The sequence below is a fragment of the Cupriavidus pampae genome (genome assembly GCF_914271485.1).
Classification (GTDB): Bacteria; Pseudomonadota; Gammaproteobacteria; order Burkholderiales; family Burkholderiaceae; genus Cupriavidus; species Cupriavidus pampae.
In genome coordinates this window covers 104,894-121,873 of the sequence record NZ_CAJZAG010000017.1, presented here as the reverse complement: position 1 = coordinate 121,873, position 16,980 = coordinate 104,894, and the positions used below count along the sequence as shown (strand labels likewise).

11 protein-coding genes are annotated in these 16,980 nt (G+C 58.2%); 10 read left to right on the top strand and 1 reads right to left on the bottom strand.

The annotated features are described in order from the left end of the window. From LDO41_RS32060 to LDO41_RS32015, 10 genes are all read left to right on the top strand, one after another. The coding region (locus LDO41_RS32060) for a DUF637 domain-containing protein (protein WP_223995566.1) at positions 1-4,286 on the top strand (4,286 nt) is incomplete at its 5' end. Continuing rightward, entirely contained in the window at positions 4,283-4,780 is a 498-nt protein-coding gene (locus tag LDO41_RS32055; protein WP_223995565.1) for an exonuclease SbcCD subunit D C-terminal domain-containing protein, read from the top strand. The genes LDO41_RS32060 and LDO41_RS32055, both read left to right, overlap by 4 nt. A gap of 87 nt (positions 4,781-4,867) precedes the next feature. Continuing rightward, complete coding sequence (locus tag LDO41_RS32050; protein WP_223995564.1) at positions 4,868-7,303, top strand: DUF637 domain-containing protein; 2,436 nt, start codon at positions 4,868-4,870, stop codon at positions 7,301-7,303. Next, a complete protein-coding gene (locus tag LDO41_RS32045; protein ID WP_223995563.1) occupies positions 7,300-7,647 on the top strand; it encodes a hypothetical protein in 348 nt (115 codons plus the stop codon). The genes LDO41_RS32050 and LDO41_RS32045 overlap by 4 nt, the downstream gene beginning before the upstream one ends. A 150-nt stretch (positions 7,648-7,797) precedes the next feature. Continuing rightward, positions 7,798-8,070, top strand: a complete 273-nt coding sequence (locus LDO41_RS32040) for a hypothetical protein (protein WP_223995550.1) — start codon at positions 7,798-7,800, stop codon at positions 8,068-8,070. Positions 8,071-8,691: 621 nt separating this feature from the next. Then, positions 8,692-9,084 (top strand): hypothetical protein, encoded by a 393-nt coding sequence (locus LDO41_RS32035; RefSeq protein WP_223995548.1) that lies wholly within the window; start codon positions 8,692-8,694, stop codon positions 9,082-9,084. Between the two features lie 463 nt (positions 9,085-9,547). Beyond that, on the top strand, positions 9,548-12,103 hold the full coding sequence (locus LDO41_RS32030; protein ID WP_223995546.1) for a DUF637 domain-containing protein: 2,556 nt from the start codon (positions 9,548-9,550) through the stop codon (positions 12,101-12,103). A gap of 58 nt (positions 12,104-12,161) precedes the next feature. Then, positions 12,162-12,884 carry a hypothetical protein gene (locus LDO41_RS32025; RefSeq protein ID WP_223995544.1) on the top strand — a complete coding sequence of 241 codons (723 nt, stop codon included), beginning with the start codon at positions 12,162-12,164 and terminating at the stop codon, positions 12,882-12,884. A gap of 58 nt (positions 12,885-12,942) precedes the next feature. Next, the gene (locus LDO41_RS32020; RefSeq protein ID WP_223995542.1) at positions 12,943-13,665 is read left to right on the top strand and encodes a hypothetical protein; all 723 of its coding nucleotides are present in this window, start codon (positions 12,943-12,945) and stop codon (positions 13,663-13,665) included. 2,167 nt (positions 13,666-15,832) lie between these two features. Then, positions 15,833-16,243 carry a hypothetical protein gene (locus LDO41_RS32015; protein WP_223995541.1) on the top strand — a complete coding sequence of 137 codons (411 nt, stop codon included), beginning with the start codon at positions 15,833-15,835 and terminating at the stop codon, positions 16,241-16,243. A 112-nt stretch (positions 16,244-16,355) separates the two neighbouring features. Here LDO41_RS32015 and nthB read toward each other — a convergent pair whose 3' ends face one another. Beyond that, entirely contained in the window at positions 16,356-16,973 is a 618-nt protein-coding gene (nthB, locus tag LDO41_RS32010; protein WP_223995539.1) for a nitrile hydratase subunit beta, read from the bottom strand. Positions 16,974-16,980 lie beyond the last annotated feature (7 nt).

Genomic DNA, 16,980 nt, shown 5'->3' with positions numbered 1-16,980 from the left:
CTCCCGACGGCACGGCGATCGCACCCGAAGTTGGCTATTACCCGTATTCGCCGGGCGGCGAGCAGGGCATCACGTATGTGCCCGCATGGCATCTGATCGACGCCACCAGCACCGCTCCGCGCAATGAGAGCGGTCAACCGATCACATTGCCGACGGTGGACCGCACCGTGGTTCAGCAGGTCGACGGCGTGGCCGGGCAGATCGTCACTGGTGGCAACCTTGACATCACGGCCGCGACGCTGTCGAACCAGGGCGGTATCGTCTCCGCCGCGCGCAACGTTACGCTCAATGTCGGCACGCTCGATAACAGCCGTTCGGCGACGCTGGCCAATATCGTCACCGACACCGTCAATCAGTCGGAGCTCGACGCCTTCCTCGCACGGCTCAAGGCGCTGGGCGAGGTCGATCCGCATACCGGCGTCAAGACGCTTTACAGCCAACTGATGTACGGCACCATCCCGCCCTCGTGCGAGGGCGATAGTTGCGGCGCGCCGCCGATGACCGCGGCAGCCTTGAATGTGGGTGTCAATACCAATGGCGCCGCGGTCGTGGCGCCCACGCAGACCACGGTGACACATCAGCTCGGCAAGGCCGGACAGATCACCGCCGGCGGCAGCCTTGCGCTCAACGGTACCGGCGACCTGACCAACGCGGGCGATATCGCCGCGGCGGGCAATATCAAGATCACCACGCCCGGTACCTTTACCAACAAGGGCGTGCACGAGGTCAATGTCACGACCGTACAGGGTTGCGTGCCGGGCGGCGATTGCCCGGACGACAGCGCGCCGACCGTGCAGTCGGTGGCGTGGAAGCAGACGCCCAGCACCATCGCGGCCGGCAACACGCTGACCATCGAAGCCGGCAACGTGCAGAACCTGAGCGCAACGCTTGCGGCGCAGGGAACTGTTGGTATCACCACCGCCGGTACGGTGACCAATCAGGCGGGGGTGATCCAGTCGGTCTCCGGCGATGTGTCGATCACGGCCGCATCGCTGGTCAACAAGTCGATCGACCCGGTCAAGCTGCATAAGAGCTACGGTGGCCAGAATCCGTCGTACGCGGGGGGCTGCAACCCCGGCGGTACGTATGGCAACAGCCAGTGCTCGGCCACGGAAGATGCGGCGGCAGGTCCCGCCGCGGTAATCTCGGCCGCGCGCGATGTCACCATCCAGACCGGATCGGTAAGCAACAACGGCGCGCTGATTACCGGTGGACGCAACGTCAATGTGCAGGCGAGTGGCGGGGTGGACAACACCGCCATCGCATTGAATGCGGACTGGGTCGGCCGCTGGCAGGAGAATCGCAGCGGCGGCGACCGCTGGCACGACACCGGTGGCCGCGCGACGATCGGCAATATCGCGTCGGGCATTCAGGCCGGCAATGCGCTGACGGTGAACGCGGGTGGGCAGATCGTCAACACCGGCAACCTGCTCGGTGCGGGCGTGGACCTGACGGGTGCATCGCTGGTCAATGGCATTACAAGCCCCGATCAGCCGACGCCGCCGGCGGCGACGCCACGGCAGGTGATCTCCCTCGGCCCGGCACCGGTCCCGGCAGGTTCGCTGCCGGCCACCACACCGGCCGCGGATCCGACACAACCGTGGCAGTTCACGCCAGTCATTGTGGCCACGCCCAGTGCGCCCACCACTGGCACGGCGCCGTCGGTCGATTGGCACTTCAACGCCAAGCCGAGCGGTACGCCAATCACCACCCCGGGAGGCGGGGCACAGTACGTCAACCCGAACGCGGCGACTGCGGTGCTGGCGGGTGTCACGCCCGACAGCCTGCTCGCGCAACTCCCCCCTGAACTGCGCCCGGGCAATGTGTCGTTCTACTACGACCCGTACACCGAATCGCAGCAACTGCAGCAGGCTGCGCTGGCGCAGACTGGTCAGCAGAGCTTTATCAACGGACTGGCGTGGGACAGCCAAAACAACCTGTCGGTCAACGACCAGCAGAAGCTGGCGCTGTACAACAACGCGGCTGACTACGCCAAGGCCAACCACATCGCTCTCGGTCAGGCGCTGACCGACGACCAGGTCAAGGCGCTCGACGCGCCCATGCTGTGGTACGTCGAGCAGGCGGTGCCCGACCCCCGATGCACCGCAGCCAGCAGCGTCTGCCCGAGCGTCAACGCGCTGGTGCCGCAGGTCTATCTGCCGGAGGGCTACGCACAGGCCCTGTCGCTGCCCACGGGCGGCACGATTAGCGGCGACAACATCAAGATCGCTGTAGACGGCCAGCTACGCAACACCGGCCAGGTCGTCGCAAATGACACGCTGACGGTAAAGGCCGGGAGCATCGATCTAAGCCCGAATGTGGTGTCGATCGGCACCAATGCGTACAAGGCGCAGGGTGGCTGGAACGTCGTCACGGGCACGGTGGTGCAGCCGGGCGGGTTCCTGTCGGCGATGCACATGGACATCGAAGCCGACAGCATCCGGGCGATCAACGACGCGTTCCGCATTACGCGTGCGGATGGTTCGGTGGACGCGGACGCCAGCGCGGCGCTGGTGGCGCAACTGAAGGAAAGCCTCGGACTGAACTATGTCGAAGGCACGGTTGCCGACGACATTCATACGCAGTTCATCAAGGAGAAGAAGGGGCTCGGGGTAATCGGGCAGATCGTTGCAATGGTGGCAGCCGTTGCGGCGTCCATCGTGACGGCTGGTGCGGCAGCGGCCGCGATGGGCGTGGCACTGTCGAGCATGACGCTCGGTCAGGCCATGATGGTCGCCGCGCTGTCAAGCATGGCTGGCAGCATGGCAAGCCAGATCGTCTCGGGGCAGGGCCTTAACTTCGGCAAGATCGCGCAAGCCGGCTTGATCGGGGCTGTGACGGCGGGCCTGACCAACGGCATTACGTTCGATGGCAGCAGCTTTGGTGTCAGCGAATGGGGTCAGTCGCTGAAAGACACCAACACGCTCGCAAACCTCGCCGGTAGCAGCAGCGCGGGAGGCGTACTGCAAGCTGCAAAAGATGGCGCGACCGGCACCATCTACCAGCAAGCGGTCGGCATGATCGGCACGGGGCTGATCAACGCGGGGGTCAGCACCGCCTTCAATGGAGGCAGCTTTGGTCAGGCACTGCTCAACAATCTGGTGGCTCAGGCGGCAGCGCTCGGGGCGAAGGGGATCGGTGGGGCCACCGATGCGCTGACTCTGGAGAACGTGGCAAGTCACGCGGCGCTGGGTTGCGCGGCGCAAAGTGCGATGGGTGGGGATTGCGCGAGCGGGGCGATTGGCGGAGCGACCTCGGCCGTGGTAGCGCCGCTCGTGGGCGACGCGGTGGGAGTGCAGACCAACGCAGATCGTGCCAATCCGGTCAATCAAGCCATAGTGACTGCCATCGCCATGTTGGCCGGGGCTGGTGTGGCTCAAGCGCTTGGGCAGAACAGCGCGGCGGCGGCCGCGGCCGCGCAGAACGAAGCGCTTAACAACTATCTGAGTGCGAAGCAGGAAATGGGGTTGATTGACTCAATCAAATCCTGCGCTTCCGGAGACACAGCGTGCGTTGCGAAGTGGACTTCATACTACGCGAGCATCAACACGACACAGCAACAGGCAGCTCAGAACTGCAAGCTGGACAACTGCACCGCCCTCGCTAACGACGCCCGTGCGCCGTCGATAAACACCAGCGCGAACGTTGCGGCTTGCCAGGGTGTTGCGGCATGTGTGAGCCTGTTGAGCAACCTACAGGCGCAGAACGTATCGGCGCAGGCGAGCGCACTGAGCCGGTGGAATAGCACCAGCAATGAGAAGGCTCAGGAGATCAGCCAGCAGGCGGCGCAAGGATCGACGGGTTCGTCAATCTGGGCCCAGATGTTCGGGCAGTTGTCGCCAGTTGATGCGTCCGGTGCAGTGGACGCTGCGATCGGTGCTATAGGAAGCATCGGAAGTCGGCCCACACCTCGGCAATCTGAAACGGACATTGGTGGCGACTTGGGGGCAGGCTACAACCCGCAGGTCAGCTATAAGGATGGTAGAGAGGTGCCGTATGGCACAGCGGGCAGCGTGCGGCCTGACTTTGTGGCCGCGGATGGGGCAGCTAGCTTCGAGGTAAAGAACTACAATATCGCCACGAATTCGAGCGGATTGATCAACAACGTTGCGCAGCAGGCGATCCAGCGGGCCAGCAATCTTCCGGCTGGCATGGAACAGCAGGTGGTTATCGATGTACGGGGCCAGGCAGTGACGGAGGCGCAAAAGAACTTGATCGTTCAAGGCATTGTCCTGAAATCGAACGGCGTTATCAGTCCGACGGAAATACAGTTCAAAACGAGATGAGAAACATAGGATTCCATGGTGGCCACACCATATACGAGCTTGGTCCTGTATCGGATGTGGTGCTGTTCTTCGATTGCCTCAATATCTACGCAGAGCGGGAACATCCCAAGCAGAAGTGGAGTTTGCTGACGGACCGCCTGTACCGCCGCTACCTTCGCTTGGAGGATCTGGATGCAGCGTCGGCTCTGATGGAGCAAGCGCGACAGATATTTGCCGACCTCCCCAGTTCCGCAGTCGAATGGGAACCCAGAATGGTGGGAAATGAAGAGAAAACGTGGCTGGCCCCGAACCAACCGACGTTGGCGGACGTGTTTAGAAAATATTTTGAGCACTTCGCAAGCGCACGAAGCTCGGCGGAATCCTTCCAGAAGGCCTTCAATATTTACCAGCCTGTTAGGGTCGTAATTTCAGATCTACCGGGCTTTGCTCGCGACAAGAACAAACCGTTGGCGGAATACGACGCGCTCGAGGGCATGCCATTCTGGCTGCAATGAAAAAGCGTTGAGAAATTGATGGACAAGACCCGGCTACGGCCGGGTTCGTCGTTTCTGTGAGGTGGAATTGTGCGGACGGACCTTCTGATGTCGGAACAGTCCCTCGGCAATCTACTTGGTGCGGTGCTCGCGGGTGCCCCCGACAGCCTGCTCGCGCAACTGCCCCCTGAACTGCGCCCGGACAGTGTTTCGTTCTACTACGACCACTACACCGAATCGCAGCAACTGCAGCAGGCAGCGCTGGCCCAGACCGGTCAGCAGAGCTTTATCAACGGACTGGCGTGGGACAGCCAAAACAACCTGTCGGTCAACGACCAGCAGAAGCTGGCGCTGTACAACAACGCGGCTGACTACGCCAAGGCCAACCACATCGCTCTCGGTCAGGCGCTGACCGACGACCAGGTCAAGGCGCTCGACGCGCCCATGCTGTGGTACGTCGAGCAGGCGGTGCCCGACCCCCGATGCACCGCAGCCAGCAGCGTCTGCCCGAGCGTCAACGCGCTGGTGCCGCAGGTCTATCTGCCGGAGGGCTACGCACAGGCCCTGTCGCTGCCCACGGGCGGCACGATCAGCGGCGACAACATCAAGATCGCTGTCGACGGTCAACTCCGCAACACCGGCCAGGTCGTCGCGAATGACACACTGACGGTAAAAGCCGGGAGCATCGATCTCAGCCCGAACGTGGTGTCGATTGGCACCAATGCGTACAAGGCGCAGGGTGGGTGGAACGTCGTCACAGGCACGGTGGTGCAGCCCGGCGGGTTCCTGTCGGCGATGCACATGGACATCGAAGCCGAAAGCATCCGGGCGATCAACGATGCGTTCCGCATTACGCGCGCGGATGGTTCGGTGGACGCGGACGCCAGCGCGGCGCTGGTGGCGCAGCTCAAGGAAAGCCTTGGTTTGAACTACGTCGAAGGCACGGTTGCCGACGACATACATACGCAGTTCATCAAGGAGAAGAAGGGGCTCGGGGTAATCGGGCAGATCGTGGCAATGGTGGCAGCCGTTGCGGCGTCCATCGTGACGGCTGGTGCTGCTGCGGCGGCGATGGGGGTGGCGCTGTCGAGCATGACGCTCGGCCAGGCCATGATGGTCGCCGCGCTGTCGAGCATGGCTGGCAGCATGGCAAGCCAGATCGTCTCGGGGCAGGGCCTTAACTTCGGCAAGATCGCGCAAGCCGGCTTGATCGGGGCTGTGACCGCGGGCCTGACCAACGGCATTACGTTCGATGGCAGCAGCTTTGGTGTCAGCGAATGGGGCCAGTCGCTGAAAAACACCAACACCCTCGCAAACCTCGCCGGCAGCAACAGCGCCGGCGGCGTACTGCAAGCTGCAAAAGATGGCGCGACCGGGACCATCTACCAGCAAGCAGTCGGCATGATCGGCACGGGGCTGATCAATGCGGGGGTCAGCACCGCCTTCAATGGAGGCAGCTTCGGTCAGGCACTGCTCAACAATCTGGTGGCCCAGGCGGCAGCGCTCGGGGCAAAGGGGATCGGTGGGGCCACCGATGCGCTGACTCTGGAGAACGTGGCAAGTCACGCGGCGCTGGGTTGCGCGGCGCAAAGTGCGATGGGTGGGGATTGCGCGAGCGGGGCGATTGGCGGAGCGACCTCGGCCATCGTGGCGCCGGTGGTGCGCGATGGGTTGTACGGCGGCGGCGAGAGCGTGACGACTACGTTCAATGCGGACGGCACGATAACGACAACGACTAGCTATAACAATCCGGCATACAACGCGATGACGGCCGCGATCGCGATGTTGGCGGGCGGTGGGCTGGCAGGCATTATTGGTCGAGACGGAGTTGGTGCGGCTGGCGCAGCACAGAATGAGGCGCTGAACAACGCAACCAGCACCAAATCCGTTACGCAGACACTTGGTGATTGGCTGAAAACAACCTATGGAGACGTTCCCGGCGACATAGACCGTTGGCGCCGTGAGTTTCTGGGCATGTTGCCCGTTCAGACGCCCCCGACGGAAGCGAACCCGCTCGTAGATTCGACGAATCAAGGGAACCCCCCAGCCACCGGCGGCGCGGTGGTAACCCCGCCAGTGATGGCGTGCAGCCCTAATGGGCAATGTGTGTTGACCCCACCGGTGGCTTCGGCTGGAGCGCCAGGGAATGCAATTCTGTCAAGCGGCGATGGGGCGAGCGATCCGAAGAGTCCGGATGCTGCCTCAGATAGTGGTGTGCCAGGTCGGGCTCAATCTAGAATCAACGTGACAAACGAGGGAATCGACCACATCGTGGACCGGCATCTCGATCCTTCGGTTAACGCCAGTCAATTCAAAATCAGTGAGAGCGATCTCCGTGATCTTCTGGCGAGACCAAACACAGTGTCTGCTCCGATAACGCGTACAATTTCCAGTGGTGCCGAGGTGAGCTATGTTAGGGAGGTGGATGCGGGTAGAGTTATCGGAACGGACAAGTTCAACAACTATCAGCCGACATCTACGATGACGGTGATCACTGACAAGTATGGGAACCTTTTGACCGCCTTTCCGGGGAAATTGAAATGATCAACAGAAGCAATAAAGCCGAGATGTTGTTGCGCGAGCAGCTTATGAAAATTTCAACAGACCTGTGCTCGGGTATTGATCAAAGTCCACTGGGCAGTGCGGTACGTCGTCTTTTTCCGAGGTTAAAGAAAATTTTCCTCATTCGTTGGATTCCGGAGCAGGCTGAAGATATATATTGGTTTGTGGTAAGTGATTCGGAAATTGCGAGAATAGAAATAATTAGATGTGATGATTTCGATGAAAATAGCGTGAAGATGGAAATCTTGAATGTTGAAGAATATTCCCGACAAGGACTTTCCCGGGAGGTCAGGCGGAAGTTGGCCTTAGCGCTTGAGTTGATCTGACCAACTTTCCCGCGCCATTGGTCTTGCTATAGTGAAGATTGAAATCTCGGTCGGAACAACGTATTTCTCTGGCACTGCTGCTCCCCAGGGCGGCTTGATTGGTGGCGGAAATCAAGTTGTATTTCCTCCGAACTTCAGAGTAGATCCATCATGGCTCAAAACACCATGAACGCATGCAATTGGGAAATTGTCCACGGATTCGAATCACCGGATGAGTATCGACGTTTCTGTTCATGGTTGATGGCTCAAGTCGATGCGGGGTTGGTTGAAATTGAACAGGTCACCGCATCAAGCGACGATCTGATATCTGGCCTGGAAGAGCATTGGTATCGCTGTAAAGAATCTGGTGAGACGTGGCGTGTTGTAGCACCCGAAGCCCCGTTCCGAGGATTCTGGGGTCCGATTCAGTCAGGACTTGCCTGAGGACTCTCGCTAGTTTCGTTCGAACTAAAAGTAATGATATTTTCCGCGAGGGAATATTGCTCACGACGATGTCGTCAGCGTTGAATCGGCGGAGCGCAAGAAACAATGAAGGTTAAATGTATCCGCTTGCTCGATGTCTTTGGCCGAGAGGTAGAGTTCTCTCCATGGCTTACTCTCGGACGTGTCTATCATGTGATGAGTATCGAGATCGGAAAGGATGGAAAGCGCAGTTATGGGGTAGTGACTTCTGATCGAGAAGGAGGGTGGCCGAGCATGGGTGGACATCAAGCTGAATGCTTTGAGATCGTAAGCACGATAGTGCCATCGAACTGGCGTCCAATAGTAAATGAGCATGGCGTAATAATAATCGCGCCTGAAGCTTGGCAAGTGTCAAGGTTCTTTGCTGATTTCTGCGATCGAGATCTCGCTGTGTATCCCATTTTCGAGCGCGAAAAAAATCTCATTCTGAATGAGGACCCGTGAGCAGAACGGATGCGCGCAGGTATAGCAGGCAGCTCCATGATGTAATGGAAGTCCGATAGTGAGGATGAGTTTGCGCAAGGGATCGCCAGCAATCGAAGAGTGGGAATCTTGGAATCGCTATTGACGGGAGAAGAGAGAATGAGCTTTTGGGTCGGGCGAGGTGTCGAAGTTATGAATCCATACGAGTGGCTTCCTCCATATGGGGAGACCTCGGTAGAGCTTCGTACCGAAGGCACCGATCTGATAGTTGCAATAGCGTATGACTGTGACGTCGGCATGTGTGTGCGTGAGTTGCGGTTCAACTCGGTCTGTTGGTTTCATTCGCAAGTATTTCCTGGTCCATCGATGCTGGGCATCGGTGAGGATGATGTCGAGTTATTGTTGCGAGGGGCTCTGATTGAGTACCCAGATTCAGAAGCTGCTATGGCTTGGCGTAAATATTTTGAGTATTCAAGGGATATCCGGCATTACAGTATTGGATTTATGGCGACGAACATAAAGTTGACAGTGCTAGCGGTAAGCGCTGCTTGAGCTAGAGGTGGTATCTCACAACGGCGATTGGCCGCTCAGCTTTCATGTGGAGGACTTCATTGAAAGCTAGGGGGGGTGGATTGACCGAACCGATGTTCAAAACACCCATCTGTCTGCTGAGACGCGCTCCTGACGCGAGACGCGGATTAGAGTCAAAGCTCCCGTCAAGGAATTAGACACCCACGTTCGCCGTGCCCGTTGCCATCCGCAAAACTATTTTATCTTCGCTAGCGTCCCGGCGGACTCAACTTGCGAATCGCAGCAACTGCAGCAGGCCGCGCTGGCCCAGACCGGTCAGCAGAGCTTTATCAACGGACTGGCGTGGGACAGCCAGAACAACCTCTCGGTCAACGACCAGCAGAAGCTGGCGCTGTACAACAACGCGGCTGACTACGCCAAGGCCAACCACATTGCCCTCGGTCAGGCGCTGACCGACGACCAGGTCAAGGCGCTCGACGCGCCCATGCTGTGGTACGTCGAGCAGGCGGTGCCCGACCCCCGATGCACCGCAGCCAGCAGCGTCTGCCCGAGCGTCAACGCGCTGGTGCCGCAGGTCTATCTGCCGGAGGGCTACGCACAGGCCCTGTCGCTGCCCACGGGCGGCACGATCAGCGGCGACAACATCAAGATCGCTGTAGATGGTCAGCTACGCAATACCGGCCAGGTCGTCGCGAATGACACGCTGACGGTAAAAGCCGGAAGCATCGATCTCAGCCCGAACGTGGTGTCGATTGGCACCAATGCATACAAGGCGCAGGGCGGGTGGAACGTCGTCACAGGCACGGTGGTGCAGCCCGGCGGGTTCCTGTCGGCGATGCACATGGACATCGAAGCCGACAGCATCCGGGCGATCAACGACGCGTTCCGCATTACGCGCGCGGATGGTTCGGTGGACGCGGACGCCAGCGCGGCGCTGGTGGCGCAGCTCAAGGAAAGCCTCGGACTGAACTACGTCGAAGGCACGGTTGCCGACGACATACATACGCAGTTCATCAAGGAGAAGAAGGGGCTCGGGATCCTGGGTCAGATCATAGCGATGGCGGCGGCGGTCGCGATCTCGATCATGACAGCGGGTTCGGGGACAGCGCTGCTGGCCGTTGTCGCGGGAAATGCGTTTGCGACATCGGCGATTGGTGCTGCCATCGCTGCTGGCCTCAGCGGTCTCGTGGCGGGCACGCTATCGAGCATGGTGACGCAGATCATCACCACCGGCACGCTTAACATTGGCGCTGCGCTCAAGGCGGGCGCGGTATCTGGTTTGACTGCGGGGCTGACGCACGGCGCGATGGGGGCGCTGAACGTCAACAACGCGGGCATCAACAGCCTGGGGGACAACCTCGCGAAGGGCGACTGGACTCAGGCGGCCGGCCAGCTTGGCAACTATGCGCAGGCAACGGTGGTGCGCTCGGTCATCAGCGCGGGGATCAGCACGGCGGTATATGGCGGCAGCTTCGGCCAGGCATTCGCAGGCGGGCTGGTTCGCGACGCGGCGGCACTGGCGGCAAACGCCGCAGGGGTAAAGCTGCCCGGCATCGGTACCGAGAATGCAACGACCGACAGCATCATCGCCAACGCGGCAGCGCACGCGCTGATCGGCTGCGCGGCCCAGAGCCTGAATGGAGGGGATTGCGCGGGTGGGGCGATTGGTGGAGCAGTCAGCGCGCTGACTGCTCCGCTGATTCGAGATGTGGTTTATGCGGGGACGAATGTCGTTAACTACAGCGACGACAAGATCCTGCAAGGCATCACGGTCGGTTTGGCCTCGCTGATCGGCGGCTCGATAGGCGCGTTGCTGGGCACGGACGCAACGTCAGCAGCGCTCGCGGCGCAGAACCCGGCGTTGAACAATGCCCTCTCCGGCAAGCAGCTTACCGAAAAAGGCAAGGCGTTGGCGGCGGCCAAGTCGCCTGAAGAGCGGCAGGCGATCAACGAGAAATTCGATAACCTTGATCGCACGCAAACCAAGGTCTATACGGACCTGACCGATGCGAAGGGGCTGCTCGATCAGGCGTCGACAGCGGAGGAACAGGCGGCCGCTCTCGGAAAGCTGAAGTCGGCGGTTGATTCGGCCTCCTCACTCTACGACCAGTTCCGTTCCAGTGGTGACACTGGAGGCATGACGTCAGTCGGTCGAGCCTTGATGAGTGCCAGCCTGGCTATGCAGCAGGCGGCGGCAAACTCGGGCGCGCCGTTGGATCTGACACCGGCCCAGCGGGAATCGCTTGCCAACGTTTACATGCAGATTGGCACTGCGCTAGCCGGCTACGAGGGATCGATAGCATCTGGCAGCCTCGCGAAGAATCTGCTTTCTGCTGCCGAATGGCTGCTGGGACGGACGGGGAGCCTGTTAGGCGGCGCCACGTCGGGAAGCCCGGGCAAGTTGCCCACGGCCACCAATGAATCTGGGCCTTATTCGCCGACCTCTGGTGGCGGCACTCCCGGCGCAACCACGCCAGCAGGCCCGGGCTATACTGCCGGCGATTTGCCGAGTGGCGGCGGTACGGCTGGCACGCCTCGCATCTTCAATGGCGTGGAATTGGATCCAAGGTTGCCAGACCCGATAGCTGGGCCGGACTATAAGCCCTCGGTATTGAGTTCATCGAATCCGAATGTCGCGAACTCGCAGGTCAATGGATATCAAGCGGAACTAAAGCTCGCCAATACTGTTGCCGCGTTGCCCGACCAAGTTGTTGTGAAGTACGGTGATGCCATCGGGCGGCACGGGGCCGATGTGATATCTGTGAACGCTGCTACTGGAGAGGTGACGCTTTGGGATAGCAAGTTCCGCAGCAATTCAGCCAATATCCAGACGTCGACAACTTTCAATCCCGGATCTGCTGCGCTGAACGCGGCCATCGAGGAGGCAACAAGTGCAATTGGAAGATCTAACCTGTCGAGCGCAGCCCGAGAGCAGGCTATTGCCAATTTAAGGCAAGGAAACTTTATGACGAATACTGTTGGCGCAGGAGCGACGAAAAACTCGACGGCAGTTAGATTCTGTGGTGGAACGCCTTGTTAAGGGAAGAGTTATGCTTTTTGATCCCGTTGTAGATAGGTCGCGGTCGTTCGACTCCGATATGGTCAAATTCTACTTGAGAGATAACTATGTGCCGAATCAGGTGTACGGAAACATCGCTATCTCCGAGGTATCGACGGCAATTCACGCCTCGCTGGTGGGATTGCATAGTGAGTTCAAGTCGAGTATATCGCGTGCTCTGCATTGGCTTGAACGATCCATCGATGATAATGAGTCATTTGGGTTCAATCAGAGCCAATATCGAGCCAGGCTGCAGTGGGCGAAAGCCGTGGCGCGTTGGCTCAAAGATGGAGCAATCGAAGAAGCCATCTGGGATGCCGCTTGTATCGAGCAGGAAGCGAGTTGGACATTTGCGAAGGGACCGTGGTCAAAGTCTGAGATCATGAGGTCGGGTGTCGAAGACTACTTGGCTTTTGCGTGTCAGGGCGAGAACCCAGAAGCCGGCGTGGAAATGTACGAGCGTTGGTTCAAGGGTGGTCGTCTATCTCTTTCAAAAATTATTCAACCCAAACAGCTAGGTTATGCTATATGTCTAAAGAGGGTAGGGAGGCAAGGCTTTGATGACGAGGCGCTTCACGAAGCAGGAAAGCGAGTATTGCGAGACAATTTACAAGAAAAGTGGTTTGGAGGTGGGCAATTTATCCGAGGGGCGACATGGCTCAAGATTGTTTATGAATTTTCCCCAGATAAAATAAGTCCTTTGGAAACAATACTAAGAGCATATGAAAATATGCCGTTGGTTTCCCGTCCAAATTTTGTGTAGGCTACGATCGATTGTGTTTGATCCAATTAGAGGAAGAAGCAACGCATTCACGGAAGGAATGATCAAATACTTTATTTCTGATAGATACGATGTGAAAGCGCCGGTTGGAAATATTGGAATAACCGAGATCGAGACGGCAATTTATGCGTCGCTGGTCGGCGTGCATGAGGTACTTGATACAGTGCTTCCACGTGCATTGGCCTGGATCCAGAAGGCCATCGAAGTCGATGAACTGTTCGGAGTTGACCGTAATGCCCATCGCACAGCATTACATTGGGCGAATGCGTTGGGCTGTTGGTTTGAGAGTGGGGCGAGGAACGAGGGGATGTGGGGCGCCGCGCGCGATCATGAGGAAGCTAGGTGGACGTTTGCAGAACGCCCGTGGCCAAGATCCGAGATTTTGAAGTGGGGCATTCACGACTACATGGCATTTGCCTGTCAGAGTGAGAGGCCGGAGGCAGGAGTCGAAATGTACGAGCGCTGGTTTTCCGGGCGAAAAATTTCACCGTCGAAGATCACTCAGCCTAGTCATCTTGGCTACGCTATCTGCCTTGATAGAGCCGGTATGCATCAGTTTGATGGAGCTGTCTTGTTCGAGGCTGGGAAGCGAGTGCTCGAAGCCAAGCTTCAAGACACTTGGCTTGGATGCGGACAATTCATCAGGGGAGCGACATGGCTAAAGATCGTGTATGAATACTGCCCGCAGGAACTGAGTCCAGTGGAAACGTTACTCAAGGCTTACGAGAATATGCCATCGGTTCCTCGGCCCGATTTTGTATAGATCGCAAACGGCGCGTGACGCGCGAGGAGGCTGCTGGCGCTCCAATCAAAGCCACCAGCACACGAATGGTTGTGGGGCTCATCAATCTATCTCCCTATAATTCGAGATTTTATGCCGCATTGAGACGTGTTATTGACGGCAATGGAAGTCCAGAAGACCTTTGGTTGGTCATTGACGGAACATTGGGAAAGATTGCGGACGGGTACGCTCATTTGCTCGATGTAAGTCCCGAGGAGCTTGTGTCGAACCCATGGTCGGCGCTGCGTCGCCTCGGAAGTATCTCCGAACGTCTTCGGGCGGCGACGATTGGTCCCAGCGTGAGCAACAGGTAGTGTTTCTCCCCGAGCTGTACGGGGACCGGTGGGCATCAACGAATAAGCGCGAGTATGTCGGGCGCGTTCTTGCAAGATAGATGCAATGATGTTAGGTGGAAACTATGGACGTTGGCTTCTTATCGAGGATAAAAGCCGCCACTGAAATATCGCGGATTGAATTATCCGGATGGTTGGTGGATCGAGAAGCGGGGCTTTATCTTTTGGCTGATCATTCTCCAGAGAACTATGATCATCCATGCAGGATAAAGATAGAGAACGACGGGATCATGTACGCGATCCTCGCGAGCGTACCTTCGCTAGTGGGTGGGCGATCTCTTCTTTTTTACAAGTCAAATCTGGCCGGCATGCTGATTGGTTTGCCCCCGTTCTCACTGCTTGTCGAGACGATGTATGTGGAGGTAAATCGTGGTTCTGGCCATTATGATCGGGTCGATCTTAACCAGGCGGCAGTGCAGAGATACGTGAGGGAGCGTGGGCCTTATCCATTCGGATCACGTCCCTGTTCGTCCCGAGATTGGCTCGAAGATCTATAGGGATGCTGGCTGCACCATACTCCCGGAGAGATCACCAACATTGATCTCGAGGACTTTTCCATTGTCGGATGACATCCAGGAGTACTGTGATCACGTGGCAAGAATTTCTTCTCGAATTAGACCGATGTGACGTACTTAGATCTGCTAGGACGCTTGCGTTCGAGGAGTATGGGAAGGATATCCCCATTACGGTTCTGTTCGGCAGACTTGGACGCGTTCTCGCCGACCACACTGAAGAACTCGATGCCGACGATCGCGCCCACGTTTTTCAGGTTATCGAAAACGGCATGGCCAGCAGCGAGAAGGTGTTCAAAGCGTACGTCGCAACAGGATTGCTGGAAGCTCTGTACTCGCGGGCGTTGCGCGCTGGACGATGGAAGCAGATAGAGGGTTGTCTCGGCCCGCTATCAACAGCGCATCTAATGGAGTGGCGAGAGCCACATTCTTGAGGAAGGTGGGCCGCCCGCCCGGGCGGCCAGCTCTGGCTGGTGTTGGTATCCGCGCCAAACACTTGCGCAGCACGCGCTCGCCCCAAGTCAATCAGCGTCATGTGCTCGACCACACCACGGTCGGAACGCCCTCATCGAGTTGACTCGCTCCGGCGTGGCCTTCGATCCGCCAATCCGATTTCTATATCGGAAACGTCTGAAAAAAACTATCACTATGCCGAGTGGCAGCTCGATCTGGCTGCCACAGGTAGCTCGGATTCATCCGATAAAAAACGGAAAATTAAAACAAATGTTTGTCTCGTAATAATCATAAAAACCTGTGAAAAAACTTATAAAAAACCACAATTTTTCGATGGATTGCTATAGATGGTTTCGACGGGGAGCTCTAAATTTGCTCCTGTCGGTTCGGAACAAAAAACTAGGTGGAAGAGCGGGCCGACCGTTGCGAATGGACCGCGACGTGTTTCGGTCCGGCGCACCGTGGATGCGATGCTCTCTGGGCGGGCGTAGCGCTTCGCTCCCTCGTGCGACCGGGCTGTCTTTTTAACGCAGCACAACACACACTCCTCTATGCGACTTACTCCTCTAGAACAGTACGCGCTTTCCAATCTTTTTCGCGATAACGATGCCGCAAGTGTTGCGCTTCGTGCGCAGATAAATGGCTTACGCGCGAGCCAGCGGATTGAAACGAAAGTCGGGTTTCTGACGCGGATCACACTCCGTACACCACTCGACAGCATGAGCCGACGCGAGTGGGATTGGAGCTTCAAGCACAGCAAGCTTGAAGATGGCGGGTCGTTTGCGTGCTGGCTGGAAGAGAAGGGCGTCATCGAGCTCGACGCGGTTACCCATGGCGGAGATTGGCCCGGTCGATTTGACGTTGCGGATTTCAGGGAAGGAGATCAATAACCGGCCGCAGGCCGATTTGACCCGCTACAGGCACGGTACTAAAGATTCTCAACCAAAATCGCCACGCCTGTGGACACGAAGTGGAGACGATCAATTGAACGACAGGATGCTAACAATCGAACAGGCGTACCGTGCGATGGCCTATTTTCTCGAGCACGAGTACGAGATGACCGAAAGCGATGATCTGAAGGCGATACTTGGTTCGCCATCCAAAGACATTCTCCGCACGGAGAGGGCCATGGATCCCGTTGCATGGCTGGACTGGCGAGATGCAGTGGAGAGGGCGCTGATCGCAGAGAAACGGGTGGCGTTTCATGTCTGTCGGCCCGTCATCATCAGGCAAAGACCCTAGCCATCAACGCTGGCTGCGCCAAAAGGAGACCCGACGATCGCCGGGTCCCGGGGCGACTACTCCACCCCCATCACTCCACCCCCGTCACTCCACCCTCATCACGCCACCTTCATCACTCGACCTTCACCAGGTAGCTGTGAAACACCCCAACATGCACCTCCGCATCCTCCGCGCCATCCGGCCACAGATCGGCGGAGCGAAAGCGGACGTCGAACGTTCGTTCCTTGGGTGAGGCAATGCCATGCGCTGCGGCATCCGGAAACGGATACACCGGCGACATCCCCACCACACGTCCAGTTTTGCCGCGAATATAAGCCGGCATGCGGATATGACCGCCAACAAAATCAGTCTTCACTCTTACCAGATCGCCAATGGCCAATTCCGGTAAATCGGGAGCCGCAGCGCGACCAGGCTTGCTTGGCTGAGACAGCGGAACAAACTCACCCGCGGCCTTGTTCAGCGCCTCGTGCGAAAAGATACCTTTCTCCACGCACAACGTCGCGGCCGAGGTAAAGACACGTTCGAAGTACGACGCCGCGATATAGTGCCGCGGATCCATGCGTTCGATCGCATGCCGGTACTCATCCATGTTGTAGATGCGCTGGCCAACCAGCTTGCCGCTGATCGCGTTGACCTTCACCTCCCACTCGTCGTGGAACGACTTGGTGTTGCCTTCGGCTGAGACGGGGCCAAAACCCTGTTTGCCGCCGAGATCGTGCATGCCATCCATCGCTATG

What these genes read in the sequence shown, in the direction of transcription:
- LDO41_RS32045 (WP_223995563.1), top strand. Translation starts at nt 7,300, where the DNA reads ATGATCAACAGAAGCAATAAAGCCGAGATGTTGTTGCGCGAGCAGCTT.
- LDO41_RS32030 (WP_223995546.1), top strand. Translation starts at nt 9,548, where the DNA reads ATGCTGTGGTACGTCGAGCAGGCGGTGCCCGACCCCCGATGCACCGCA.
- LDO41_RS32050 (WP_223995564.1), top strand. Translation starts at nt 4,868, where the DNA reads ATGTCGGAACAGTCCCTCGGCAATCTACTTGGTGCGGTGCTCGCGGGT.
- LDO41_RS32015 (WP_223995541.1), top strand. Translation starts at nt 15,833, where the DNA reads ATGGCGGAGATTGGCCCGGTCGATTTGACGTTGCGGATTTCAGGGAAG.
- nthB (WP_223995539.1), bottom strand. Translation starts at nt 16,973, where the DNA reads ATGGATGGCATGCACGATCTCGGCGGCAAACAGGGTTTTGGCCCCGTC.
- LDO41_RS32025 (WP_223995544.1), top strand. Translation starts at nt 12,162, where the DNA reads ATGGTCAAATTCTACTTGAGAGATAACTATGTGCCGAATCAGGTGTAC.
- LDO41_RS32035 (WP_223995548.1), top strand. Translation starts at nt 8,692, where the DNA reads ATGAGCTTTTGGGTCGGGCGAGGTGTCGAAGTTATGAATCCATACGAG.
- LDO41_RS32040 (WP_223995550.1), top strand. Translation starts at nt 7,798, where the DNA reads ATGGCTCAAAACACCATGAACGCATGCAATTGGGAAATTGTCCACGGA.
- LDO41_RS32020 (WP_223995542.1), top strand. Translation starts at nt 12,943, where the DNA reads ATGATCAAATACTTTATTTCTGATAGATACGATGTGAAAGCGCCGGTT.
- LDO41_RS32055 (WP_223995565.1), top strand. Translation starts at nt 4,283, where the DNA reads ATGAGAAACATAGGATTCCATGGTGGCCACACCATATACGAGCTTGGT.